The sequence below is a fragment of the Paenibacillus sp. OT2-17 genome (assembly GCF_009827695.1).
GTDB lineage: Bacteria > Bacillota > Bacilli > Paenibacillales > Paenibacillaceae > Paenibacillus > Paenibacillus polymyxa_B.
In genome coordinates this window covers 1-25,693 of record NZ_WUDQ01000008.1, presented here as the reverse complement: position 1 = coordinate 25,693, position 25,693 = coordinate 1, and the positions used below count along the sequence as shown (strand labels likewise).

General features: G+C 48.2%; 26 protein-coding genes and 1 pseudogene. 6 read left to right on the top strand and 21 right to left on the bottom strand.

Annotation, left to right across the window (positions count from 1 at the left end):
* Positions 1-157 precede the first annotated feature (157 nt).
* Together GRP75_RS04200 and GRP75_RS04195 are read left to right on the top strand one after the other, a co-directional pair.
* Positions 158-934 (top strand): SMI1/KNR4 family protein, encoded by a 777-nt coding sequence (locus GRP75_RS04200; RefSeq protein WP_160788672.1) that lies wholly within the window; start codon positions 158-160, stop codon positions 932-934.
* 17 nt (positions 935-951) lie between these two features.
* On the top strand, positions 952-2,373 hold the full coding sequence (locus GRP75_RS04195; RefSeq protein ID WP_160788671.1) for an SMI1/KNR4 family protein: 1,422 nt from the start codon (positions 952-954) through the stop codon (positions 2,371-2,373).
* Positions 2,374-2,441: 68 nt separating this feature from the next.
* Here GRP75_RS04195 and GRP75_RS04190 read toward each other — a convergent pair whose 3' ends face one another.
* Entirely contained in the window at positions 2,442-3,056 is a 615-nt protein-coding gene (locus tag GRP75_RS04190; protein WP_160788670.1) for a TetR/AcrR family transcriptional regulator, read from the bottom strand.
* A 25-nt stretch (positions 3,057-3,081) separates the two neighbouring features.
* Positions 3,082-4,566 (bottom strand): phytoene desaturase family protein, encoded by a 1,485-nt coding sequence (locus GRP75_RS04185; protein WP_160788669.1) that lies wholly within the window; start codon positions 4,564-4,566, stop codon positions 3,082-3,084.
* A 423-nt stretch (positions 4,567-4,989) separates the two neighbouring features.
* Between GRP75_RS04185 and GRP75_RS04180 the strand changes: the two genes are divergently transcribed.
* The gene (locus tag GRP75_RS04180) at positions 4,990-6,222 is read left to right on the top strand and encodes a PHB depolymerase family esterase (protein ID WP_160788668.1); all 1,233 of its coding nucleotides are present in this window, start codon (positions 4,990-4,992) and stop codon (positions 6,220-6,222) included.
* Positions 6,223-6,413: 191 nt separating this feature from the next.
* Here the strand turns inward: GRP75_RS04180 and GRP75_RS04175 are convergent, their stop codons facing one another.
* Together GRP75_RS04175 and GRP75_RS30710 are read right to left on the bottom strand one after the other, a co-directional pair.
* Positions 6,414-6,521 carry a putative metal homeostasis protein gene (locus GRP75_RS04175; RefSeq protein WP_158451783.1) on the bottom strand — a complete coding sequence of 36 codons (108 nt, stop codon included), beginning with the start codon at positions 6,519-6,521 and terminating at the stop codon, positions 6,414-6,416.
* A 244-nt stretch (positions 6,522-6,765) separates the two neighbouring features.
* Positions 6,766-7,126 (bottom strand): annotated as a pseudogene (locus tag GRP75_RS30710) (hypothetical protein).
* A gap of 167 nt (positions 7,127-7,293) precedes the next feature.
* Here GRP75_RS30710 and GRP75_RS04165 point away from each other — a divergent pair.
* Positions 7,294-7,536, top strand: coding sequence for a helix-turn-helix domain-containing protein (locus GRP75_RS04165; RefSeq protein WP_023990771.1), 243 nt, complete (start codon positions 7,294-7,296; stop codon positions 7,534-7,536).
* A gap of 142 nt (positions 7,537-7,678) precedes the next feature.
* Positions 7,679-7,948 carry a helix-turn-helix domain-containing protein gene (locus GRP75_RS04160; protein WP_160788667.1) on the top strand — a complete coding sequence of 90 codons (270 nt, stop codon included), beginning with the start codon at positions 7,679-7,681 and terminating at the stop codon, positions 7,946-7,948.
* A 154-nt stretch (positions 7,949-8,102) separates the two neighbouring features.
* On the opposite strand, the gene GRP75_RS04155 is transcribed toward GRP75_RS04160, so the two are convergent.
* From GRP75_RS04155 to GRP75_RS04115, 9 genes are all read right to left on the bottom strand, one after another.
* Positions 8,103-8,978 (bottom strand): cysteine ABC transporter substrate-binding protein, encoded by an 876-nt coding sequence (locus GRP75_RS04155; protein ID WP_023990773.1) that lies wholly within the window; start codon positions 8,976-8,978, stop codon positions 8,103-8,105.
* 18 nt (positions 8,979-8,996) lie between these two features.
* A complete protein-coding gene (locus GRP75_RS04150) occupies positions 8,997-9,752 on the bottom strand; it encodes an amino acid ABC transporter ATP-binding protein (RefSeq protein WP_025721631.1) in 756 nt (251 codons plus the stop codon).
* An 18-nt stretch (positions 9,753-9,770) separates the two neighbouring features.
* On the bottom strand, positions 9,771-10,448 hold the full coding sequence (locus GRP75_RS04145) for an amino acid ABC transporter permease (RefSeq protein WP_023990775.1): 678 nt from the start codon (positions 10,446-10,448) through the stop codon (positions 9,771-9,773).
* Positions 10,429-11,094, bottom strand: a complete 666-nt coding sequence (locus GRP75_RS04140; RefSeq protein ID WP_023990776.1) for an amino acid ABC transporter permease — start codon at positions 11,092-11,094, stop codon at positions 10,429-10,431. The genes GRP75_RS04145 and GRP75_RS04140 overlap by 20 nt, the downstream gene beginning before the upstream one ends.
* A gap of 219 nt (positions 11,095-11,313) precedes the next feature.
* Complete coding sequence (locus GRP75_RS04135) at positions 11,314-12,762, bottom strand: SulP family inorganic anion transporter (protein ID WP_028540738.1); 1,449 nt, start codon at positions 12,760-12,762, stop codon at positions 11,314-11,316.
* 270 nt (positions 12,763-13,032) lie between these two features.
* Positions 13,033-13,590, bottom strand: coding sequence for a hypothetical protein (locus GRP75_RS04130; protein ID WP_160788666.1), 558 nt, complete (start codon positions 13,588-13,590; stop codon positions 13,033-13,035).
* Between the two features lie 23 nt (positions 13,591-13,613).
* Positions 13,614-15,284 (bottom strand): ABC1 kinase family protein, encoded by a 1,671-nt coding sequence (locus GRP75_RS04125; protein ID WP_023990781.1) that lies wholly within the window; start codon positions 15,282-15,284, stop codon positions 13,614-13,616.
* Position 15,285: 1 nt separating this feature from the next.
* Positions 15,286-15,645, bottom strand: coding sequence for a phasin family protein (locus tag GRP75_RS04120; RefSeq protein ID WP_013312404.1), 360 nt, complete (start codon positions 15,643-15,645; stop codon positions 15,286-15,288).
* A gap of 102 nt (positions 15,646-15,747) precedes the next feature.
* Entirely contained in the window at positions 15,748-16,386 is a 639-nt protein-coding gene (locus GRP75_RS04115; RefSeq protein WP_023990782.1) for a ThuA domain-containing protein, read from the bottom strand.
* 428 nt (positions 16,387-16,814) lie between these two features.
* On the opposite strand from GRP75_RS04115, the gene GRP75_RS04110 reads away from it, so the two are divergent.
* On the top strand, positions 16,815-17,264 hold the full coding sequence (locus GRP75_RS04110) for an AbrB/MazE/SpoVT family DNA-binding domain-containing protein (RefSeq protein WP_071558108.1): 450 nt from the start codon (positions 16,815-16,817) through the stop codon (positions 17,262-17,264).
* A gap of 135 nt (positions 17,265-17,399) precedes the next feature.
* On the opposite strand, the gene GRP75_RS04105 is transcribed toward GRP75_RS04110, so the two are convergent.
* The 8 genes from GRP75_RS04105 to cobK form a co-directional block, all read right to left on the bottom strand.
* Positions 17,400-18,860 (bottom strand): cobyrinic acid a,c-diamide synthase CobB, encoded by a 1,461-nt coding sequence (locus tag GRP75_RS04105; protein ID WP_160788665.1) that lies wholly within the window; start codon positions 18,858-18,860, stop codon positions 17,400-17,402.
* Positions 18,853-19,941: a cobalamin biosynthesis protein gene (locus tag GRP75_RS04100; RefSeq protein ID WP_160788664.1), complete on the bottom strand. Its 1,089-nt coding sequence runs from the start codon at positions 19,939-19,941 to the stop codon at positions 18,853-18,855. The genes GRP75_RS04105 and GRP75_RS04100 overlap by 8 nt, the downstream gene beginning before the upstream one ends.
* Positions 19,934-20,728, bottom strand: coding sequence for a precorrin-4 C(11)-methyltransferase (gene cobM / locus GRP75_RS04095; RefSeq protein WP_160788663.1), 795 nt, complete (start codon positions 20,726-20,728; stop codon positions 19,934-19,936). Before cobM ends, GRP75_RS04100 begins: the two co-directional genes overlap by 8 nt.
* Positions 20,725-21,441: a precorrin-2 C(20)-methyltransferase gene (cobI, locus tag GRP75_RS04090; RefSeq protein WP_160788662.1), complete on the bottom strand. Its 717-nt coding sequence runs from the start codon at positions 21,439-21,441 to the stop codon at positions 20,725-20,727. The genes cobM and cobI overlap by 4 nt, the downstream gene beginning before the upstream one ends.
* Positions 21,442-21,472: 31 nt before the next feature.
* On the bottom strand, positions 21,473-22,729 hold the full coding sequence (locus GRP75_RS04085; RefSeq protein ID WP_068938981.1) for a bifunctional cobalt-precorrin-7 (C(5))-methyltransferase/cobalt-precorrin-6B (C(15))-methyltransferase: 1,257 nt from the start codon (positions 22,727-22,729) through the stop codon (positions 21,473-21,475).
* Complete coding sequence (locus tag GRP75_RS04080; RefSeq protein WP_160788661.1) at positions 22,722-23,867, bottom strand: cobalt-precorrin-5B (C(1))-methyltransferase; 1,146 nt, start codon at positions 23,865-23,867, stop codon at positions 22,722-22,724. The genes GRP75_RS04085 and GRP75_RS04080 overlap by 8 nt, the downstream gene beginning before the upstream one ends.
* Positions 23,868-23,941: 74 nt before the next feature.
* A complete protein-coding gene (locus GRP75_RS04075) occupies positions 23,942-24,586 on the bottom strand; it encodes a precorrin-8X methylmutase (protein WP_013312413.1) in 645 nt (214 codons plus the stop codon).
* A gap of 379 nt (positions 24,587-24,965) precedes the next feature.
* Positions 24,966-25,693 (bottom strand): precorrin-6A reductase (cobK, locus tag GRP75_RS04070; protein WP_160788660.1); only part of this gene is annotated, 728 nt, incomplete at its 5' end.

Here is a 25,693-nt window from a genome sequence, read left to right as displayed (position 1 = left end):
AGATGTGTTCCTCCTTCGTCCCCTCACAAATTGTAGTTCCTATGAAATTAAGATAGACTAATCTATAACTATTTTATTTCCTGATTATAGCATATCTCTCATTTACTTTTGGGCTCTATCCCTATAGATAGAGTGCCGGGAAGCAGGTGTATTCTACATGTATTGGGTTTCCACACAGCACACACCGATGGCTACCGATGAACTGACAAATATTGAGCATACCTATGGAATAACTTTACCACCTCCCTATGTAGCATTCCTCACCCGCTACGGGCCGGGCACCTATTGTGGCCTGCTGATAATTGAAATGCCTGATCCTCAACTATTGCAATCCTATACGGATTACGAACTGTGGACGCATGATGATAACTGCCCAATTACAGCGCGGCAGCTGGGTGAGTGCGTGGTCATTGGCAGCTCCATAGATGGTGACTTCCTAGCGATTCACCCTCAGGTTGAAGGCTTAATGTGGCTGCCACGACACTCGGAGATCATTACTACGAAGACTTTAGATGTTCAAGTTCCATTCACAGAAACATTAGAGCATATACTACAGGATGAATTCGGAAGAACGGAGCCATTCCCCCGTTATTTCGAACCTGTCAGCCCAGACAAAGCCGCTACATTCCTACTGTTTAGTCCCTCGGATACGGCCGAGGCCTACAATCCAGACAATCCGAGCGATCAGGCGCTGAATTTTGCTCCGGCATCCTTACAAGCATTGGCTCAGCGATTTAAACAGCATTTTAGCTCAAATCTATGGATTGAAAATGAGCATATCTGCATGGCTTTTCTTCAGACTCTTGGCGGATACGTGCGTTTTAACTATGCATATGGACGCGAAGTGGCGATCATTTATGAACCCAAAGCGATAGCACTTCGTGATGAAATTCTAGCATTCTTGCAAAAAGAGCATTGCCGGGTTGTAGAGTAAGGGGAGGAGGAGGACGAATGACAGTACATTTTGCACAAACCTTAGAAAAACTGGAACAAGTCGTTGATCGTCTGAGACAAAGTGGGATGCCTGATGTGGTATACCAATGGACGGAAGGGATTTCTACAGGTGAACTAACTGAGCTGGAGGAACGGCTGCAGATGCATTTGCCTGCCTCCCTGTCTGAATTGATAAAGCGGTGTGGCAGCTTAAATTTGCTATGGTGTCTCCCCCAACACTGTATTGTAGCTGATGAACCAGAGTGTTCATATAAAAACAGCAAGGATCTTGAACAAGAGCAGTGTATCCTAGACGATATCACAGGAGAGTTTGGATGGAATCATGAGTATATTGGCTATTTTACATCCTATGGGGAAGATACCGACTCAGCAGCGGACGAGCAACGATATCTGATCCTTAATTATAATGGTGCGGGTGATCCGATACTGCTTGATATGGCAACATCCGCAACAGAGCCAGCGGTTTTCTGCTATCATCACGAGCTGGATCAGTTCACGCTGCTCGCGGAAAATCTACCCGCCTATATAGACACCATGCTCACCTTGCACGGGCTATGGCTATGGGATTGGTTTAAAGTGGCCGATGAGCATGGCATTCAGCTAAACAGCCCACCACTGCAAATGTGGCAACGCTGGTTGAACATGTTTTGCACGATGAAGCTGGAGGATGCACAGTCGTTGGAGACGCTAATCCATTACACCACCATGCATGGCGTAGATTATCCTGCTGTGTTGCAGGCTTTTCAAGCCTATGATCCAAAGGATATTTTTCTTGCCTGGGAGCAGCACTGGCAGAACATTCAACATAGCCAGGTTCCATTCTCTACTTGGGCCGTTTTGGTAGGGGAGACTGCGGGGATTGGGGCTGCTGATTGGGTCCGCTCCTTGTGGGAACCGGAAACCGCACAAGCATGGACATCTTTAGCTCAAAACAATACCCTACATGCTAAGGGTGCATTTGCGTCCACACGTGCTTATCTAAGCGCCCGCTGCCTACCCGAGCAGGAAGGCTTGGTATGTGTTTGCAATCACCTGCTACAGCATTCGGTCGCAGAAGACAAATTAGAAGGATACACCGCTAATGGGCAGCTACAACATTTTCGTTCACCACAGATCATTAACTGGATGCGGGATAAGGTCAATCATCCGGTGGATGGCTGGGCAATACTTTTCGCTCACTCCCGTCCTACAGCTGAGCAGTTGATTGAATGGCTATCCGATAGCGAGCTTCATCAAAAAATTGCAACCGAGGCGCTGGATATTATGATTCATCGGGATCTTCTTCCCGCTCTGGAAGCAGACGCTTGGGCCAATATCTCAGATCTGCTTCTTGCTTCTTTGCAGCTCGTTATGCTCAAAAAAGATAAACGTCGTATTGAAGCCGTACTTAAGCAGCTTTCAGATTTGGAACTTCGTTAATCTTTCGGAATAGTTGTATGCGGATTCGCATGTACAGTGGTGTGAGGTAAAGAAAGTTAGCCGCTGCGTCAGCGGCTTAACCCCTTGAGGAAAGTATCTATAGTGAATGCGATCAATTCATCATTGGATTTTGCCATAGGAAGTTCAAAATTCAGGAGCAAAGAAGTCAATCCGTGCAGCATGCTCCATACGGATCTGGCGATCAGGCGCTCGTCTCCTTGAATGATGCAGCCTTCCTCCATAGCGGCTTTGAGCCCAGCTTCAAGCAACTCAAAGCCTTTAAAACGCCCACTGTCTATAAGGCTGACCAAGCTTACAGATTCCAGGTTGCTGATAAACAGGATGTTGTAATATTCCGGGTTAGCCGTTCCAAAACGAACATACGCATCAGATACCGTTTTCAGTGTGTCCAGAGCGTTCAATCCCGCTGCCTGTGCTTCATCCACACGCTGCTGAAGAGCCTGCAGGAACAAGGTATTTCCTTCTACCAGCAGTTCACGGACCACGGCTTCCTTATTGGCAAAATAATGATAAATAGTTGTTGGTGAATATTCGATCTGATCCGCAATTTTGCGCATGGAGACTTCGGCATATCCTTGATTCAGGAAAAGCGACCGGGCGGCCTCAATGATTTTCCGGCGGATCTCACTGCTTTCACGTTCTCGGCGTTTGATATGTTTCATGAGTAGATGTACTTGCCCTTTCTGCCTACCCCAATTTGGCGGCGATACGATCAGCTTCCATTATACCCGAGTTCATAACCCCTTGAAACCCGCCCCCAGGCTGTGTCCAGGCCCCTACCAATGACAGACGATTCACAGCTGATTTGTGCTTCAGTCTTTTTATACCAGACTGCCGGACCGTTTGTGCGTAGCCATAAACGGCCCCGTCGGGATTAGCGGTATAACGCTGCATTGTGCGCGGTGTGCCCAACTCGGCCACCACTACCTTGCTGCGAAAACCCGGATACAGCTGTTCTAGACATCCCAGTATCTGCTGTGTCACGGCTTCTTTTTTGGCTTTATATTCGGGACGTGCGGCAGGCCAGTTCTCCAATCTGTCCAAAAATGTAATTGCAATGACACCCTTTCCCGGTTCATTGAGCTTAGGGTCCAAGGCGTTATAATTCGTGAGCATCCAGTTGCCTTTGGTATACTGGCCGCTCATCATAACTTCATAATCTATTTCCGAATCCGGCTCATTGCACAGGATTAAGTCTTCTTCGGTGATGCCAAGCTCATGAGGCTCACATGATAATCCCAGATATAGCTGGGTGAGAGACGTGCCAGTCTCCAGACTGCTGACAGCTTCCAGCTCACGACGGGCAGCATCATGGTTTTCCAGTAAGCGGCCATACGTATGATGGGGACTGATACCAGACACAATCCAGTTGGCTTTATATACATCGCCTTTTTTCAGACGGACTCCAACTGCTTTACCGCGTTCGAGTATAATCTCAGATACTTGACTGCGCAGGTGAACTTCTCCTCCCGCTGACTTAATAGCGTCAACCAATGCATTGGATAAAGCCTGTGCGCCTCCCTCAATGTAATACGTCCCCTCCAAATGATAGCCGATCCAGGGAATGAAAAAATATAAGGCCGCAAGCCGCTTTGGAGGCAATCCATAATAGGCCCACAGCGCGGTAAAAAATTCCGTGAATCGTTCAGACAACCCGAATTGTCTTACAGCTTCCCAGGTCGTCATTTGCGTCCAACGGAAGAAGGTTCCTGCTTTGAGCAGGCCAACCGCCTTGCGCCAGGAAGTGAGAGTAGAAAAAGCAGAAAAGCCTGTTTCAAAACGGCGAATGCCCGCGAATAAACTGTCAATGCCTGCCACCTCAGCGGGAAACATGTTTTTGAGGAACTGCACATACCCCTGAACATCGGACGGAATATCAATGGTCTGTCCTTCCCAACGAATGGAGTAAGGGTGCTTTTTGCGGAGAGGAACAATTCGCTGGTCCGCATTGCAGTCCTTTAACAGCCGACCGAAGCTGCCCTCCTCGAGTCCGCCGACACCGTGCAAGGAGACATCAAAGGTATATCCCTTTCTTGTAAATTCAGTTGCGAAACCGCCAGCTAAAGTATGGCTTTCAAAAACAGCTGTTCGGTAACCGAGCGCGGAAAGTCTTGCTGCACAGGACAAGCCACCCAGTCCTGCACCGATGACAATAACATCGTATTGGTTCATGATTTCATCCCCTTTTGTTAACATCGTTATATAAGTTAACACTGTTAAGTTAAGGAGATTATATACCACAATATTACCGTTGAAAAGCCCCTATGACTTGGTTTTCCTGCTATAGATGAATACCATGAGTTCGACATATCCACTTCTAATTGCAAGTTGCTTTAAGGATTTTTGTAGAATCCTCCGTAACGAAAGTAAAACTTTTTTTAAAAAAACACCCAAAAATGTAGCGCTTTCACTTGTCAGATTCCAATGAAGGTGCTATCCTTCAAGTGGGATTGTTACTGAAAAGGCAAAACCCGAGTACACACGTGTACCCGGAGTTTGCCTTTTTTTGATTTGTATGAATTCCACAGCATACAGTCAATTATCCCGAACATGTAGTAAGCGCTTTAAAAAATGACACCAAAGGAGATTAATCTCATGCAAAGAAGACGTTTTGCCCTTGTTTTATTATCTTTCGTGTTCCTGCTAACGATCTTTTTCCCATCCTCCAGCTCTGCCGCAGCAGCCGATGTCCCAGCGCCACAGGCTACCCTGCTTACTCAGGTACAGCCTTTGGGTGAAGTCGTTTCTGCTGTCGTACTGAAATACAGCACCAATATTGACGGGGCATCCTTATCCACGTCCAGCTTTCAGGTTCAATCTGTACTCAATGATGTATATACAGACAGAACCGTGACCAGTGTATATACCAATGATACTGGAGCCATCACCAACCGCAGTACTTATGGTAAATATGTCGTGATTGAGCTGGATACGCAAGATAAAAATGCAAGTACCCTTACTTACGATGCAACAAGCGCAGTTAACCGCATCAACACGTTGAACTATACGATTAGTCAAAAGAAAGATATTGCAACTTCAAAGAAAACAGTCATCTCAGCCTCTACACAGACTGTAAAAGCAACGGATAAAATTACACCGATCGTGGACGATTTCCAAAAAAACACCTTTGAAAATAAAGAAGGCTTCAAGCTGAACTACTTTACATTTGAACCTAAAGTAGAACCAGGCAAAACTTACCCGTTGGTTGTATTCCTGCACGGAAACGGCGAACGCGGTGATGGAAACGGAGTCAACCTGTTAGCGAATGCTGGTGCTGTCACTTGGGCTTCTCCTGAGCAGCAAGCCAAACACCCATCCTTCGTAATCGCTCCACAAAGCCCGATTGACCTGGAGCATAAATTCATTTGGGCAGATGAGCCACGCAACAGCGCTGTAGCCGATCTGGTACGTGATGCGGCGTTAAAATACCCGATCGATACCAACCGAATCTATATCGTAGGTATTTCTCAAGGTGCCATGGGAACATGGAGATTGTTGGAAAAAAATCTGGACTTGTTCGCCGCAGGTGTGCCGATTGCCGGTTTGACCAACTATGAAAAAGCCGTTAACATGTATGCGCCTGTTGAACCTACACACGTCGAGGCATTGAAAAACGTTCCTATTTGGGCCTTCCATGCTGCAGACGATACCACAGTAAGTCCTAAAAACTCGCAAGAAATGGTCGCTGCCATTAAAGCACAAAACGGAAACCTCATTCACTTCACTGAATACGAAGCAGGGATTATCAAACCTACAGGACACTTCTCCTGGGTTCCGGCTCTGCAAAATCAGGATATGATTGAATGGCTGTTTGCACAAAAGAAATAAATGTAGTTTTTCATATCTATAAAAAATAATGCGCCAGAACGGTTCGATACCCGTCTGGCGCTTTTTTATATCATTCAAAAAAGGCACCTGCCTTCCTGTGTACCACCATCAGGAAAGCAGGTGCAATATCAAAACGAGGAGACTGAAAAATTTGACACTGGTATTGCCATTTGCAGTTAACTTGGAACCTGCTACTTTGCCCGTTTCGCAGCTTTGATCGTTCTCAAAGCTCGTCTGCGAGTTACCTTGTTCGGACTCCGAAGCTGTCTTCTGGCAGTTGCCACATCTGCTTTAGCCATGTGCACATCACCATCCTATTCACTTAGGCTCATATTGGGAGCATGCACCTAAAGACTGTTAGTAATGATTATGATTCTCATTATCATTTAAGATTATATAATGAAATCTACTAGCATGCAAGAGCTTTTGGGGGAGTATGTATCTTTATTAGGACGGTGTTCATTTCACCCTTTTACGCTTCTGTGTTACATTATATAAGTAAAACGAGAACAAAAATTCGAATCAGATTTATGTTCGCCATTTTCATAGTCCTTTATTCCGAACTAAATCAAAGTCTATATCTTCCCGACATGTGTTCCATAACAATTCATCTGTAAGAAAACTTAATGCATCCATGTTGCGCAATCGTTCGACCAACTCAGTAATCACATCTATGTCTTCACGTTGTACATGCCTTGCAAGAGTGAATTCCTCCCGTGTCACCATCAACATATAGATGCGAATAATGCTTTTCCTTTTTTACATGTCGAAGAGTAAGCACGCTATTGTCGATCATCATGACGTAACGGTCCTTGATCAGATAGCCTTCAAAAAGCTCATACATATGCGGAAGATCACAGGGACCAAGAATGACACTTACTTTTTCAAAATTACTTTTGTTCATTTAGATTTAGCTCCCTTCACATCTATTAAAACGGTCTTTACTAAAGATTAGATTTGTAAATTTTATAACTTTTAAAGATTAACCTTTGTAGTTATTTTATATCCTTTAAAGATGAACTTCAATAGTTAATGTTATTTCTATTTAAATTTCTATAATGAGGTGTATGTATGGGAATTGTTTTTAAACTTGAAGAATTACTTCGAGAAATCGGGATTACTAAAAACGCTCTCGCTCGTGAGGCAAAAATCAGGCCTAATACCATCTATGAGATGTGTAACAATACATCCAAGCGAATCGAATTTAAAACATTTAATACCGTGATGGAAACACTGATTCGGCTCTCTGGTCGTCCATTAACTCTACATGATGTTCTCGAATATATACCTGAAAATGAACTAGAGAAACACTAATTCATTCACAGAATAGTCCGCTGCACCTTATATCTCTGCCCCTGGCAGGGATATTTTTTCCCTTGTTATTTAGCATAATTGTTATCATTATTTCAGAGTACGTGTAACTAGAATCTATACTGATAAAGGAGTATTTTTCATCATGAATGTTCATGAGAGATATCATTTTAAACTTGGCGATATTTTAGAAGAACTTGATATTTCCCGAAATAAACTGGCCGTAGAAGCAAAAATACGTCCGGCTACCGTAATAGATATGGTAAATGGCAAAACCAAAAGACTTGAACTGGAAACACTAGTCCATATACTTGATGCTTTGAATAGATTTGCCCGCCAACGAAGATTTACAAGGGCTATTACTCTCGCTGATATTATAGAATACATTCCTGAAGATGGAATTGAGAGACAGTGAGACTGTAACATGAGAATGAGGATTACTATTAGCCCAGTGGGCATTTCCATGACAAAATAAGAGGTTGCTAAGGCCCTCTTTTCCCCATATTAAAGAAGCGTTGGGCTTGTTGTCCCAACGCTTCTTTATGGTAAAACAACAACTTATACTATGATTAATCCACTTTGCCGCCCTCTACAACCAATTGATCTGTAAAGCCTTCTCCATAAACAGAGGTCAATGTGTCCTTGTAGGCTTGATGCACAAAGTTTTCCTTGCCTAATGTAGCCAGCTCATTGTTGATCCAGTCTAACAACTCCTTATTTCCCTTTGCTACTGCGGGTGCAATTGTATCTTGACCACCAAAAGCCGGGATGGTTACGGTAAAGCCGGGGTTGGCCTTGGCCCAGGCGATCAGCTCTGTATTATCGTTGGCAATGGCGGCGCCGCGTTTGTCTTTGAGGGCTGAGAAGATTTCTGTATATTGATCGAATTTAAGCAGCTTGATGTCAGGATAATTTTTCGTGAAATAGGTTTCAGCCGTCGTTCCCTTTGCGACAATCAGCTTTTGTTCCGAATTCTTCAATTGGTCAATCGTGGTGATTGGAGCGCTGTCAGGTGACACAATGCCAAAGGATAATTTCATATATGGATTGGCAAAATCGACTTTTTCTTTACGCTCATCCGTCACCGTAAAGTTAGCCATGATGATATCTACCTTGTTGGATTCCAAATAGGCGACCCGGCTGGCAGCATCCACCAGGACAAATTCCACCTTGGACTCGTCACCCAAGAGATCTTTGGCAAACCGCTTCGCAATGTAAACGTCAAAGCCTTGATTCTTCCCTTCCGAATCCACGTAGCCAAAAGGCGGCTTATCTGCAAATACACCAATTCGAATCTTGCCATTCTTTTTAATGTCCTCAATCGAAGCAAATTTAGCCGAGCCTGAACTACCGTTGGTATTTCCGCCTCCTGCACATCCCGCCAAACCAACAAGCAGCAAGCTTAAAGCCAGTAATAACGTCGTGAACTTCATTCCTTTTCTCATCTGTATTCATCCCCCTGTTTATATCGTTTCGTACTGAAATATATCCAGAAAGTGCTGGGCACGCTCTGTTTCCGGTTGGGTAAAAAATTGCTGTGGCGTAGTCATTTCACATATTTGTCCTTGATCCATAAAAACGATACGATCTCCTACCGACTTGGCAAATCCCATTTCATGCGTCACGATAATCATGGTCATGCCCTGTTGTGCCAGCTCTCGCATGACATCCAGCACCTCTCTGACCATTTCCGGGTCCAAGGATGCGGTGACTTCATCAAAGAGCATAATTTCCGGGTTCATACACAGGGCGCGCACAATCGCAATCCGTTGCTTTTGCCCGCCTGATAATTGTCTCGGATACGCATCTTTGCGATCCAGCAGACCCACTCGCTCCAATAGCTGCTCCGCTTGCTCAAGTGCCTCCTGCTTGTTTCTCCGCTGAACTTTAAGCGGGCCGAGCAATATATTTTCTAAGACCGTCATATGCGGAAACAATTCGTAGTTCTGGAACACCATTCCGATATGCTGCCGCACCTCGCGCCAATTCACTTTCTTATCCGTCAGGTCCTGCCCTCTATAACGGATAGCTCCGCTCTGGACTGGTTCCAGACCATTGAGACATCGGAGGAGTGTGCTTTTTCCACATCCCGAAGGACCGAGAACGACCACGACTTCCCCCTTCGTTACATCCAGATTAATCTGTTGCAGTACTTTTCGGTCTTCGAAGCTTTTGTGCAGCCCTCGAATTTCGAGTAAAACCTCCACAGCCTCTCCCATGACACCCACCCCATCCTGCTAATTTTGCCATCTGCGTTCAAATCTTTTGGAAAGTCTGGATAACGGATAGCATACGAGAAAATACAATATGAAAATAAAGCCGTACACCCAGAAGGATGCCGAGGGCGCTTTGATTACACCGAGCTCAATAATCTGCTGTCCGACCTTGACCACTTCCACTACACCGATCAGCACCACTAATGAAGTGGTTTTGATCATCCGTGTCGCCAGATTAATAGAACCGGGAAGCATTCGGCGCACCGCCTGGGGAATGAGCACATGGCGGTATAACTGTCTATATGTCAGTCCCAGTGCCTGCCCGGATTCCACCTGATGCTTGGGCAGTGATTCCAATGCACCACGAACGATGTCACCAATCTCGGCCGCTCCCCACAGGCTGAATACGATAATTGCTGTCAATTCCCCGCTGATATTCACATTCAACAAAGGAGTAAATCCAAAATATACGACATACAACCACACCAGAATTGGAATAATGCGGAATGTCTCCAAATATAATTTCAGCACAAACCGAATCGGTCTTGATTTTAAGGTGCGCAGCAACCCCATCAAAATGCCTAATAGAGTACCGATAATAATGGAAAGTAGCGCAATCTCCAGCGTAACGAGCAATCCCCCTAATAGACGCTCGAAATTGGAACCTTCAAAGAGCACATTAATCCCCGAATTCAGCATATCGCACCTTCCTTTCCACCCACGTCAGCAGTATCGACAAAGGTAAAAGCAGGACGAGATATGCCAATACCAGCAGAATTAGTGATTCTGTTGTTTTGTAGTACATGCCGATCAGGTCTTTTGCCACATTCATCAGATCTAATAAAGCAATGGCGCCAACAATGGAAGTCTCCTTGAGCAAAAAAATCGCATTCGCTCCCAGAGACGGAACACTGATGGCAAAAGCCTGTGGCAAAATAACATATCTCGCCAGTTGTATCTTGGACAGCCCGAGACTCAGCCCGGATTCCGTCTGGGTTTTACTCACTGCTTCCATTCCCCCACGGAACGCCTCAGCCATATACCCCCCGCCCAAAAAGGTCATGCCCACAATGGCACACGTCATTTCGCTCATATGCAGACCTATTTTCGTAAACCCATAATACAGAAAATATAACTGTACAAGCAGCGGCGTATTTCGGGAAAGCTCAATATAGGCAACAATGATGCCGCTAATTCCCCTTACCTTGTAATACAGCACTGTGCTGCACAGCAAACCGACGACTAATGAAAATAGAATAGCAAAAAAGGCGATCTTCAACGTCAGCCACATAGCTTCTCCATATAACGGCAAGCTCTCTACAATAAACTCCCAGTCTAAGTTCATATGTGCATACCTTTCGATTTTCGATTATTCCTATGTATTTGCTTTGCTTAATAACAATGATTGTATTCCTGCCCAATTATTACGTCAATACTTTGATGAAAATTTGTCATATTTATCTATGATTTAGGAAGAAAAGTGTTGTTTTATTTCAGAAATAAATAAAAAAAGCTTGAAATGAATAAATTTCATTTCAAGCTTTGATTTATGCTATACGATTCATCACACGAGTGGCTCTGTAACTACAGGACCGCCAAGCTTCTCTATAATTAAACGGCTTTCCTCATTTAACCCTTGCAGGGTAATAGATTTGCCGGATTTCGTATACTTTTGCAGCACCTTGCCGATGGCAGTAACCGCCGAGTGATCCCAAATATGAGAATGGCTAAAGTCCACCACGACACGTTCTGGATCATCCGAAGGTTCGAAATGATCGACAAAATGAGTCGTTGAAGCAAAAAACATCGGACCCCTGACATGGTACACCTTCTCATCGTTGTTCTCCGTCGCGCTAATGCGGATTTTAGCCATTTTCCAGCCAAAATGCAGGGCACTCAGCAGTACGCCCACGATCACGCCCTTGGACAAATCATGCGTAGCCACCACGATGATCACCGTGACTACCATAATTAACGTATCTGCTTTCGGAACCTTGGCAATGTTTCGGAGCGATTTCCAATCCACAGTTCCAATACACACCATGAACATGACTCCCACCAATGCGCCCATTGGCACTTCCTTTACAACCCCGCCAAGCACGAGCAGCAGAAAGGCCAAGAATACCCCAGCCGTAAAAGTGGACAAACGCCCTCTTCCGCCTGAGCTGACATTAATGACGGATTGTCCGATCATGGCACAACCACCCATGCCACCAAAAAAGCCATTTACAAAGTTAGCGATCCCTTGGCCGCGGGCTTCCCGGTTTTTATTGCTTTTCGTTTCGGTCATTTCATCCAAAATACTGGCTGTCAGCAGCGATTCCAGCAGTCCAACCAGTGCCATCGTAAAGGAATACGGCAGCAAAATCCGCAAAGTATGCCACGACCACTCAATTTGCGGCAAATGGAATGAAGGCAGCGAGCTGGTTAGCGTACCGATATCTCCTACCGTTTTCACATTCAATCCAAATACATACGTAATGATCGTCATAATGATGATTGCCGTCAATGGAGCAGGAATGCTTTTCACAAATCTCGGTAAAATATACACAATAAGTAGCGTCCCCGCTACCATCGCGTACATGATCCAATTAGCTCCATGAAAGTGGGTGAGTTGCGCCATAAAGACGAGGATCGCCAGCGCATTCACAAATCCGGTCATGACTGGCTGCGAAATAAAGCTGATAAAGCGACCTATTTTCAAAACACCCAGCAGCACTTGAATGATTCCTGCCAAAATGGTAGCTGCAAACAGATATTCCACGCCATGATCCTTCACCAGGCCAACGACCAGTACAGCTACGGCCCCGGTCGCTGCCGAGATCATCGCCGGACGTCCACCTGCAAAAGAGATGACAATTGCCATCGAGATGGAGGCGTACAGTCCGACCATGGGATTGACCCCCGCAATGATCGAGAAGGCAATCGCCTCAGGAATTAGTGCTAGCGCCACAGTCATGCCCGCAAGTATATCGGCCCGGATATTACCGAACCATTGTTGTCTAAGATTCATACTGTCTCGTTCCAGCCTCCTATATTTACAGAGAGTAGCGTGTTGACTCGCAACCCGTGTGTTTCGGGCATCCGTCCAGCTGCCAATCGCCAAGGCTCTCCTATCATTCAGCTCGTCTCTCTCAAACGAACCCGGTCCGTTACATTCAGTCCATCATTATAACGTAAGGAATTCGCAGAGACGAATGAGTTAAAAGGCTGTTTACAGAAAGAAATCATCTATTTCCTTGAAATATCGACCAGTATCTTCATCTTATTCGTTTTCTTATATTTAAAATTTTCGCAACTCCTGTACAAGCTCCGATAGAGCTTCAGCAATCTCCGAGTCCGCATGGTGCTGAAGTAGGCTTTCAAAGTCAGGCAGTGCTTTCTTCAATAATCGATAGCTATAGTCATAATAACTCCAAAAAGCTACCGGATCATAACCGCGTGCTTCTTCCTCTTCCCACTCCAGTTCATCTTCTTCTGGATCGCTGTCTGTCGGCCATAGATATTTTTCGTCCAGCAGCATGGTTAGAGATTCCACAGACTTCTGTGAATCCTCTTGTGCATTTTCCATGTCCAATGCTCCAACCACCGCATGGTACAGTTCCAACTCACTCAGCGTGATATCATCCGAATTTCTCGTATGCATATTACGCAATAAGAAAAGTAACACCCATGGCGTAACCTGCCACAGTGTGCCTTGATGCTCTATCAGATCAGCAATTGCTGCGTACTCCCCGTTGGATATCAATTGTGGCAACTCCGTGCCCCTACCATAAGGAGTAGTCAGGCGGTGCCATGGCACATCTGCAATTAGGAGATTATTCATCTTATGTGTATCCATAACCCCTCCTTCCTGGTCGGTATCTAAAACCTTCCCGATTTAAAAATGGAATACAGTAAAAAGGCAACCATTAAGAGAGCTACAACAAAGCCGATTTCAATGGCAGGTACATTCCACAGCATGGTCGCCTGATGATTCAGCGATGAACCGATAATCAGTCCGACCATAATAATGCTGAACGCTAACAGCACGATACTGAATGAGAGGCGGTTGCTGATCTGATCCAGCCTGCGCAGAAGCATTTCCAGCTCCGGCACAGTAACCTCCAGCTTAAGCTTGCCCTTGCTGATAATCGAGGCCAAATGTCTCGCCTGTCCTGGCAGTTCCATCAGCGTCTCCACCAGCTCGGTTGCACCACCCAGTAGCTTGCCTCGGATACGACGACCACTGAAGCGTTCCTTCAACAGCTTGTTACCAAAGGGCTCAGCCAAAGCGATAATACTGAGATCAGGGTCCAGATGCTCCACGACCCCCTCCAGTGTCAGCAACGCCTTGCCTAGCAACAGGACGTCCGACGGCAAACCAATCCGATGGCGCTGCGCTGCGCCAAATAGGTCGTTCAAAGCATCACCAATACTGACCTGTGAGAAAGGAACGTCTGAGTAATCTTCGCGTATCTTGTCCAGATCGGCACGCAACGCATTCAGGTCGGTGTCCGGTTCGACCAGACCCAAACGTTCGATAGACCGAACCATGGCATCGGTATTTTTGCGCATCAGGGCAATAATGAGGGAAGCGAGATGATTCTTCATCTCTTCGCTCAGCCTTCCCGTCATGCCAAAGTCCAAATAAGCGAGACTGCCATTTTTCAGAACGAGTAAATTCCCCGGATGGGGATCGGCATGAAAAAAACCCTCCATAAAAATTTGATGCAGCATGCTGTTCACCAGCCGCTGCGCCAGTTCTTTCAAGTTATATCCACGGCGTAATAGCTCTTCACGACTACCTAAGTGAGTTCCGTCTAGAAACTCCATGGTCAGTATACGGGAAGAGGTATGATCCCAGTATATTTTCGGAATATAGATATGTGGGTCCTGCTCAAATTGGAGCGCAATCTTCTCTGTGTTACGGGCTTCATGGTTGTAATCCAGCTCCTGAATGAGCGATCTCCCCAGCTCCTCTACCATCTGGCGAAGCTGATACCGCTCTACCCATTCCCAGCGCTTGGCTGCCATAGCGGTCAGTTCCCGCAAAATGTCCAAATCTCGCCGAATAATGCGATTAACGCCAGGACGCTGGATTTTAATGGCGACCATTTCGCCGCTGTGCAGCTTGCCCAGATGCACTTGCCCGATCGAAGCAGCGGCCAGCGGAACATCGTCAAAACGAACCAGTATGTCCTCTAATGACGTGTCCAGCTCCTGCTCCAGAATGCCACGCGCTGTTTCAGATGAAAACGGCGGTACCTGATCCTGAAGCTTAACCAGCTCACGGATAATAGGCTCCGGCAGCAGGTCAGCACGTGTGCTTGCCAACTGTCCAAGCTTGATGAATGCAGGCCCCAGATCCTCCAGCACAAGTCGAATCCGTTCACCTAGCGTTTTGGACTCCGGAGTTTCTCTCGTCAGCCACTTGCGAGGCAATGACAGCAGCTGGAACAGTCCCATTTCTTCCACCATATAGCCAAAGCCATGACGCGCCAGCGCCATGGCAATTTCCCGGTAACGACCGGCGTGCTTCATACGAACCGCCATTTTAATCCAGCCGGTTCGCTTCTTCAGCGTCGCTCGAACCCGTAAGCGCCGCCTTTTCTTTTTCCAGCTCCGCTACCTGTTTTTCCAACAATGCCACACGTTGCTCCAAACTTGTAACATCATTTTCGGTAGGTACTTCCAGCTCCTGCAAAATGCGGCTAACCTGTTCGCGGATCACTGTTTTGAATTGTCCCTGTTCCTCTGCCCCTCGTTCGATCAGACGATCGACCAGCGCTTTGGATTCCGAGGGCGCAAGTTCTCCCCGGTTTACGAGATCCTCGACGGCTTTCTCCACCTTTTCTTTGCTGACAACGGTGAGGCCCCACCCCAATGAGATGGCTTTTTTGAACAAATCGCTCATAATATATCCTCCCCTACCTGTGATTACCTATAGTATAACCTGAAAAGGGGAGCCGCATAAAGCTCGCAGCTCCCCTTCCTCAATGAATGGAATGATCTATGTTTAACCTGGAAAGCGTCCAGCCCACTTGGCAGCCTGAAGCAGCAGCTTGCGGTATCCCTCGTGCTGGAAGCTTGGCTGATTATGTCCAGGCATCAAATAGACGACCCGACCCAAGCCATAGGACAGTGACCATGCCGCCGGCCACCACTCGCCCTCGTGTTCATATTCCATCAGTAGTGTTTTTTCAGTGAATGGATCAAAGTCAAAACGATACGGTTCCTCTTGGATCTCAAACGGCTCGATTCCTTCCATAATCGGATGATCCGGCGCCGTTACTTTGAAGGAAAGTGGTCCGGCAGCCGGATGCCGCAAGAAACGCGCCCCCATTAATTGTGCAATCTCATACCGTCCTTGCAATGTGATTCCGTTATGCAGCACAAGCAATCCACCCCCGCCGCTAACATAGGACAGCAATCCTGCTGTTTGTTGAGGAGACAGGACCTCCTTGCGGCTATCACAGTACGAGATACATAGATCGAATGGGGTTAGATTTTCCTTGAGCAGCATTTTACGATTCTCACTGCATTGTACGGTCATCCAATCCTGTAAAATATGGCTAATCTCTTCGTCCACCCCTTGCAGCGGGTGAAACTCCGGATACGAATAATCTCCTAACAACAATGCTTTTCTTTTTTCCATGATAAATCCTCCTTGCCTGACTTGTATATAAGGACTTTAAAGGCGGGACCCGTGTCATTTATTCTTGTTTGTGGGGTCAAAACGCTCAGAAAATTCCGTTTGGCCCTCATCCATTTCCCATAACACCGCCATCATTGTCCGAGCTACGGCATATATAAATAATTCTACAGACGGCCTATTAAATCCTTTAGCAGAAGATTATAGCATATATGTTCGCTCGGGATAAACTTATTCAAAATTTATAAATCTGAACGATGGCGATTCGGCCTGTTTATGGTATACTCGTAAGAAAAAAAGTGCGTCCATGCTTGATTAACAATAAAGGGCCGCTTTTTGTAAGAATTTATGCTTGCGGTTATAGAATTGATAAGAATTGCCTCAAACCTTATACATTCTATAAATCTTAAAAAACCGGGGAGGTTGCATGAATGAAAAGGACTGGAATGACCCGGCCCTTGGACAGCTTGGGGCGAATTGTGCTACCTAAAGAGTTGCGCATGACGATGGAGATTGACATCGGCGATCCATTAGAGTTTTTTATTGAAGACCAGACACTCATGCTCCGTAAGTACAAATCAACCAACTGTATTTTTTGCGGTGCGGTTGATACCAACACCTACTTTAAAGATCAGTTTATCTGCGATGAATGTGCAGCCTCGATGAAAACGGAAGATTTACTTCCGGTCACAGCGACTGAAACCCATTCATCCCCACTTAAGCAAAATATGCATATGAAAAAAATTTATCAGCGCACGGACGTTATTTTGGAGAAAATGAGAGAGCTTATGGAAGAACATCCAGCATCTTCACAAAAACAACTCGCCTCCATGCTTGGTGTGAGTCAGGGAAGGATTTCCCAACTGAAAAAGCTCATGTAAGCGAATCACCAAAAAAGTAATGTATACGCTTCCAAACTATGTAAGGTTTAAGTCTATTGATATTTAGAAAAGCCGGCCCCTTTAGGGGAATCGGCTTTTTTTCGTTTCTATGAAGTAGTGGACTCGGTTGCAAAACTATTGACCGTAAGCCCGGCATTGTTCCACCCAGCGTGTTGCCGCTTTGGGAAGAGAAGCGAGATGAACATGCGTGTAGGCTGCCAAAAGGTTCCCTTTCGCATAGCCCTCGCTCTGGAGACCACGCATCCCCTTGGTTTGATAGGCATAGGAGTAGGGGGCGGATGATTCATCATAGTGCATGACAGAATAATGAAATTCATGTCCCCGAATTGTCTCTCCAGCCTCCAGCAGCAAGCAATCCTGCAAAGCGGTTGCTTCCCGGTATCCCAGTGCGGCCCGTTTCTCTTGCATGCGGACGTCCGACGGAATAACCCCGGCCATGTGATGGACATTACCCATACGATCCGTAAGTGTCCGTGCCAGTACCATATAACCGCCGCATTCGGCGAATACTGGCATATCCCGGCTCACCGCGTTGCGGATATCTTCCAAAAAGCCTGTATTTGCAGCGATATCTGCGGCAAACTCTTCGGGGAAACCGCCGCCCAGATATAGGCCGCTTGCCTGCTCAGGTACGCGTTCTCCCGCCAGAGGACTGAAATAGACAATCTCCGCTCCCGCCTGACGTAGCAAATCCATATTTTCCGGGTAGTAAAAATTGAAAGCCGCGTCTCTGGCGACGGCGATGACGGGACGTTCTCCGGTATCAGCTTCATGCCCTACTGATGGAAGCCAATCCGGGGAAAATAATGGGTGATCAGGCGGGCTGGGCGGCGGAGCCGAATCTGCCAATGCCCGCAGTGCATCCAGATCCGTACCCGCGCGGATCAGCTCTGCCGCCCGTTGGAAAAGCGGCTCCAGCTCGCCGCGTTCCACAGCAGGTACTAATCCCAGATGACGCTCGGGAATATCCAGCCCGTCATCACGCTTTAACCAGCCGAGCACGGGGATGCCGCACTCCTGCTCAATCGCCTTTTTGACGATGCCATAGTGCCCTTGGCTACCGCAGCGATTCACAATTACGCCCACAATGCGCAGCTTGGGCTCCAAGCGCTGAAAGCCGAGCACAATAGCGGCGGCGCTTCGTGCCATACTGCGCACGTCGACCACCAGCAATACAGGGCTGTCCGTCAGCATGGCGATCTCAGCGGTCGAGCCGGTGTTGCTGAGCGGGTCCTTGCCGTCATACAGCCCCATGACGCCTTCAATCACGGAAATATCCGCGCCTTCAGAAGCACGGATAAAGATTTCACGCACCGTATCTGGTGAGGTCATCCATGAATCCAGATTACGGGAAGAAGTCCCGGTCGCGGCAGTATGATAGGTCGGATCAATATAATCCGGTCCGCACTTAAAACCCTGCACTCGCAGGCCGCTATCGGCGAACGCCTTCATCAGCCCGAGGGTAACCGTCGTTTTGCCTGCGCCGCTGCCTGTGCCAGCAACAACAATACGGCTTCTGCGCGTAGCGGCAGATGGATCAGACTGTACAGCAGCCTGCTTCATGACGTCAGTCATAGGAAACCCGCGCTACAGACAACGTCATATTGCCGCTTTTTTTCTTCTCAAGCAGCCAATGGTCTGCACCAGAAGACAACAAGGCTGAAGGTTCGCTGACCCCATATGCGCCAGTGTATTTGAAGACGGTTTCCGATGGATTGGGAAGCTGCACCGTATTCAGCTCTGACGGAGTATACGTCACCAGTTCCCAACCGTATTTGGCGCAAAGAGCAAGTAAGCCCTCTTCGTCCTTTTTCAGATCAATAGTGGCAATATTCCGTACGCTTTTCACGGACAAACGCAGCTCCTTCAAGGTGTCCAGCACACCCGCCTCCAGCTCCTCTAATGCAGTCCCACGGTTGCAGCCAATGCCGAGTACCAAGCTTTTCGGACGGTACAGCACGCCATTAGAAAGAAGCTGCTCCTCTTCCTCCGGCTCCAATAAACGGTCACTCACGACCAATGCGGCGTTAAACGGTTCTTGCAATGCTTCTGCCGTCGAAGCATATACCTTGATATGTCCAGGTACAGGCTTGTCATAACGCCACCAGTTCCGTTCGCCTGTCTCTTGTATGAGCGCAACAGGCTCCTCGTTCACAACAGCAGCGCTCACAGGAGTGGCCTTGTCGAAGCTATCGACCACCCAACCCAATTCCCGACCAAACATGTCCACCGGGATCGTGCCCTGCACGTCCGATGCAGTCGTGATTACAGCACGTGCGCCTAGTACAGCCGCTACATGGCGGGTCAATTCATTGGCGCCACCTAAATGGCCAGACAATACGCTAATGACATGCTCGCCGCGATCATCAATGACGACTACCGCTGGATCTACCTTTTTATCCACCAAAATTGGTGCAATCATACGAACTACTGCACCGAGAGAAATAAACAAAATAATACCGTTATATTGTTTAAATAAATCCGGCAAAATCAGCTTGACCGAGCCTTCGAACAACTGAATGCCACGCTCCTGCTCGTCGCCACGCTCAAACTTGGACATGTAATACACATCCGTGCCCGGAAAGCTGTCTCCCAAATTGCGGACCATTTCCACTCCATGCTTCGTGATCGCCACAGCGGCAAATGGATTACTCACCGGGCTTCACTCCCTTCCGGTAGCCATGGGTGAACGACTTGTCGTACAGCTTGGAACGATGCGCGTCCTTGTCCACCAGCTCCGGGTCCAGCGCCCAGCCTGCCAAAATCATGGCATGCATCGTTATGCCTGCTGCACGCAAATCGGCGGGCAATTGGGCAAGCGTCGTGCGTACGATCTTTTGATCCGGCCAGGTCGCGCGCTGCACAACCGCTACAGGCGTGTCCTCACTCCAGCCTGCTGCCAAAAACTCAACGACCACTTTCTTTGCCAACGTTGCGCTGAGGAACAGTGCCACTGTACAGTGATGGGATGCCAAGTCACGCAGCTTTTCCCGATCTGGTACAGGTGTACGGCCTTCGGCACGCGTCAGAATGACGGTCTGTGTCAGGTCAGGCACAGTTAGCTCTGCACCCAGCACCGCCGCAGAAGCAAAGACCGAGCTGACGCCTGGTACGATTTCGTATGCTACTCCGCGCTGCTTCAGCAACACCATTTGCTCCAAAATGGCACCGTACACTGCCGGATCGCCTGTATGTACGCGAGCTACACTGCGTCCAGCCTGCACAGCCTCGCTCATAATCTCGACCTGCCGCTCCAGATCCATGCCTGAGCTTTGCAGTACCTGCGCCTCTGGTTTGGCCGTAGCAATCAACTCGTCGTTCACGAGTGAATCCGTGTACAATACCACATCGGCCGTGCGTAGAATCCGGGAGCCTTTGACAGTAATCAGCTCCGGATCGCCGGGGCCTGCTCCTACGATATATACTTTTGGCTCCAACGTCATTTGCTCACCACCATTAAACTCAAATATTCAAGTTCCTGTCCGCGCAGCTCACGTGCGTTGCGCCATACCATTTCATAAGGAGAAGTGACCTTGGTAATGACAGATGCACGGTCCCCAAGATTAAGTTCATCCAGCACATCCAAAATCAAATCCAGCACCTTGGCAACCTTGATAAACACGACCGTATCGTGATTCTCAATCGCCCGCTTCATCGCTTCCCGATCATCCGTAGCCGGAATAATACCGACCTGCTGATCTCCGTCTGCCAAAGGCAATTCCAGCGCTGCTGCCGCCCCCAACACAGACGAAATGCCCGGAATAGATACAATCGGCACCTCAGGATGGAGATCCTTCATGAGCCGTGCCAAATGAATAAAGGTACTGTACAGATTAGGGTCTCCCTCTGTAACAAAGGCTACATCCTTGCCTTGACTCAGTGCCTCCCAGCAAGCAACCACCGTTTTGTTCCATTCACGCTCTAGTACAACCGGGTCCTTGGTCATTGGAAAAATGAGTCCCAGCATCTCCTTTTCCTCCGGGTTGACGTACAACTCCACGATCTCGTGAGCATACGACTTACCTCCCCGGCGTTTCTTCGGATAAGCCACAACTGCACATTCCTGAATCATGCGATACGCCTTGACTGTAATCAGCTCGGGATCACCCGGCCCCACACCTACGCCGTAAAGTGTTCCTGTTGCCGTCGTATTCATGCTGTCTCTCTCCCCCTCTTGAATTACCAGCTTACTCCCCTGCTACTTCATCAGCCACGTCCACCACCGGCTGTCCTGTAATAACATATATCGGATTGAGTCCATCAAAACGAGTCATATTCAAAATCGGCTTGCTACGCGCTGTTTGCAGTAACGTCACCGAAGTATCGAGTCCTGCTGCTTGCATCGCCTTCATACCGTCATGCAGCGTCTCAATCGTTGCAGCATTCACTACAATTCGTCCATCCTTACGTAGACGGGAAGCACACAGACGAATCAGCTCAGCCAATTCTCCCCCGCTCCCACCGATAAACACCGCATCCGGGTCTGGCAGATCTTCCAATCCGGCAGGCGCTTTGGCATGAATGACCGGGAAATCGGTACGGAATTTGATTTTGTTTGCTTCGACATTAGCCAGATCGCCTTCATTCTTCTCAATGGCAAATACTTGCCCATACCTGGCCAGCCGCGCACATTCCACCGCTACAGAGCCGGAGCCTGCGCCGATATCCCATACGATGCTTCGTTCGGTCAGACGCAGCTCGGACAAGCTGAATACGCGTACTTCACGCTTCGTGATCAGCCCTTTTTCCGGCTTGCGCTGGTGAAATTCCGCATCCTCGAAGCCAAATCCCCGACGAATTGCAGGCACGTCTTCGCCCTTACGGCGGCGTAAAATAACCACATTCAATGGTTGGAACGTTCTCTGTGCCATCTCTTCCAGCGTATAATGCTGATACGCCTCATCCGGTCCGCCCAAATGCTCGCCGACAAAGGCATCATATTCCGTCATGCCATAATGCAGCAAATAGGCAGCGACTGTGGCGGGATGATTTCGGTCATCCGTCAGCAGCGCGACCTTGTTCTGTCCGTCGATCCGCTGCGCCAATCCGGTCATCGGACGGCCGTGTACGCTTTCCAGCACCGCATCCTGCCAGCTTTCACCGAGACGCGCAAACGCCAGCTGAACCGAGCTGAGATGCGGCAAAATATCCAGATGTTCAGCCCCCAGCTTGGCAGACAAATAACCTGCAATTCCAAAAAAAAGCGGATCGCCTGACGCAAGCACGACAATATCCTTGTCCTTGCGCAACCGTCCCAATTCTTCTACCACGGCAGATAAGCCGCTCTTTAATGTTCGTTTTTCCCCTGCGAATGCCTTGAAAAAGGCTAGCTGGCGTTCTCCACCAACCAGCAGGTCGGCACGCTCAATGTGCTCCAGCGTCTCCTGCGACAGACCCGCCGCTCCATTTTCACCGATACCAATGACACGAATCACTCTACTCACCGACTCTCGCCCTCCCCAGCACGTTCCCTTTCATCGTTACCAGTACCATTTCCACGACAATTCCACCACCTGCATGGTCCAGACAATGCTGACATCCATAGGTACACAGCTTTTCAAAAAAGCTCAGCGCATTCGCTTCGGTCATCATATCTGCCACCTGCGTAGCTGTATTCGCCTCTGCCACTGCCGCTGCAAGCGACTCGTCCACACCTGCTTCACGCGCGACCTCAGCCAAAAAGCCAAAGTCCACCGGTGCGCTCTTGGAGTGAACCATCATGACACCTTGAGCTACCTTCGACAGCTTGCCGGGCATACCGACGAGAATAATCTTTTTCATTCCCAGCCGTTTCCCGTGCTTAATGGCAAAGCCGACAAAATCCCCCATCTGAATAAAGGCCTCTTCCGTCAGCTGATCGTACATTTGCATGGCATATTTTTCACTGCTGCCACCTGTGGTCAGGACTATTTCCTGGCAGTTCATCGCTTGCGCAACCGATATGGCCTGCACGACACTGGCTTTATAAGCTGACGTGGAAAACGGAACGACCACACCACGCGTGCCTAGTATGGAAATACCGCCAAGAATGCCAAGTCGCCCGTTCAACGTTTTCTTGGCAATTTCTTCACCGTCCGGTACGCTGATGACGACACGGACACCTTTGGCCGATCCATGCTCTTCAAGCACGCCTGTCACAGCCTCCGTAATCATCCGGCGCGGCACCGGATTAATCGCTGCTTCCCCGACAGGCACAGGCAGACCGGGCTTCGTTACCCGCCCCACGCCGATGCCACCGTCCAGCTCAATGCCCGGCTCCTCGCGCCAGCTAACGGACGCGATAATTTTCGCCTGATGCGTGGCATCTGGGTCATCGCCACCGTCCTTGATCGTCGTGCAGGAAGCTTCGTCCGCGTCCAACACAGGCTCAATCAGCTCAAACGCATGATCAAAGCCCGCGGGCAGCGATATCACTGCTTCCTTCGGCGGAATGCCCGTGATGAGCAGTTGTACCGCTCCTTTGGCCACTGCAGCCGCACAAGCTCCAGTCGTAAAGCCTGACCGCATCGGCTTGTCCGGTGCGGGAGCTTCACCGCTTTTCATCCGTTTGGGCCTGTCGACGGACGCCGCTTCCTTTTCCATGCCAATTCCTCCTTAACCTCTTCTGCTGATCATGTTCCAATTCATTTCATGATACAGCAAACGGACAACCGCATCTAGCGGACAGCCATTAAGGAGATCGCATTCAATGCTGCTACAACAATTGTACTGCCGCCCTTGCGTCCAATATTCGTAATGAACGGAATATCCAGCTTGCGCAGCTCGTCCTTGGATTCTGCCGCCGAGACGAAGCCTACGGGCATGCCAATTACCAGTCCGGGCTTAGCTGCTCCTTCTTTCACCAGACGAATTAACTCCAGCAACGCTGTCGGCGCATTACCAATGGCATAGATACCGCCTTCGCCCGCCTGAATCGCTTTGCGCATGGAAATAATGGCGCGTGTCGTATTCAGCCTTTTCGCTTCTTCCATGACGTCAGGGTCAGATATGTACACATGCACATCCCCACCAAATTGACGGATACGATCCTTGCTCAGCCCCGCTTGAATCATTTGCACATCCGCCACTACCTGCTGCCCTGCGCGAATAGCTGCAACCCCGGCTTCAATCGCTTTTGGATGAAACACCATGCTCCGGCCCAGCTCAAAATCAGCAGATGCATGAATGACACGCTGTACAACGGGATATTGCTCTGCTGTAAAAGGATGCTCTCCCAGTTCTTCTGTGATCATCTCGAAGCTTTTGCCTTCAATCTCCTGCGGCTGTACCGTTAGCGGTTTGAAATCTGTTTTAAAATCCATCGTATCGACCACTCCCTTATGGAAAATTAGAAAATTAAATTAGCTTAGAACACTAAAGTTACCTATTGTTCCACTACGCAGTCGGATGGTGCTTCCCATCGCCACCGCCCCCGGATTCCTTGAATAAAACTTATGATCAGCGTAGAAATCCGGGGACAAAAGCGACCGCTACGCTTGTACAGCACCATTCCGACTACTCCGTTTTATGTTCATTTTTCAAGTTCGTCTTATATAGGGAAAATGACATTCATGTTAAGGAGTTACAAACACCTCTACACAAAAACTGCACATTTTAAGATGACTATATTTTAAATACACGCCAGAAATCGTTCTGAATTCATCGGATTGACTGGACCGACCAACTTCATAGGCTTATGTCTTAAAGCACAGACTCCTCTTTGTCTATACGCAGTGCGTCGATGACTCCGTCGAAATGATCAAATACTGTGCCAAATTCCACTTCCGGCCTGGAAATCAAAAGTACGTGAATCCCCAGCTCCAATGCAGATTGAACCTTTTCATCCACTGCTCCCGTGCGTCCGCTTTCCTTGGTGACCATCACGGTCGTGCCATAGTGCTTGTACAATGCTTCATTCATCTCGCGGGAAAAGGGTCCCTGCATGGCAATAATATTCTTTTGCTCCATGCCCAGTTCGCTGCATTTCTCCATATTGTCCAAGCGCGGCAGCATGCGTGCAACCAGACGAATCTCCGGGTCTCCGAGTAAATGCTTGGTGAACGTGCCGAGCGTCTTACTGCCTGTCGTAAGCATTACAGAGCCTTTGAGTTGCTTCGCTTCTAATGCGGCCTCTTCATAGGAAGACACGATGTGGAGCAACGGATGATTGTCATATACCAGTCCCGTTCGCTCGTAGCGAATATAAGGAACTCCGGATACGCGAGCGGCTGTCATCGCATTCGCATGTGCTTCTTCTGCAAAAGGATGACTGGCATCAACGACGGCCAGTATTCCCTGCTCCCGAATCATTGCAGCCATTTCATCGGCTGTCATTCGGCCTGTACGTACGTCTAGTCCCACTTCGGACAAGCTGGCTGCCGCGCTTTCGGTTACGACCGAGGCCAATACGTTGAAGCCATTGTCACGGA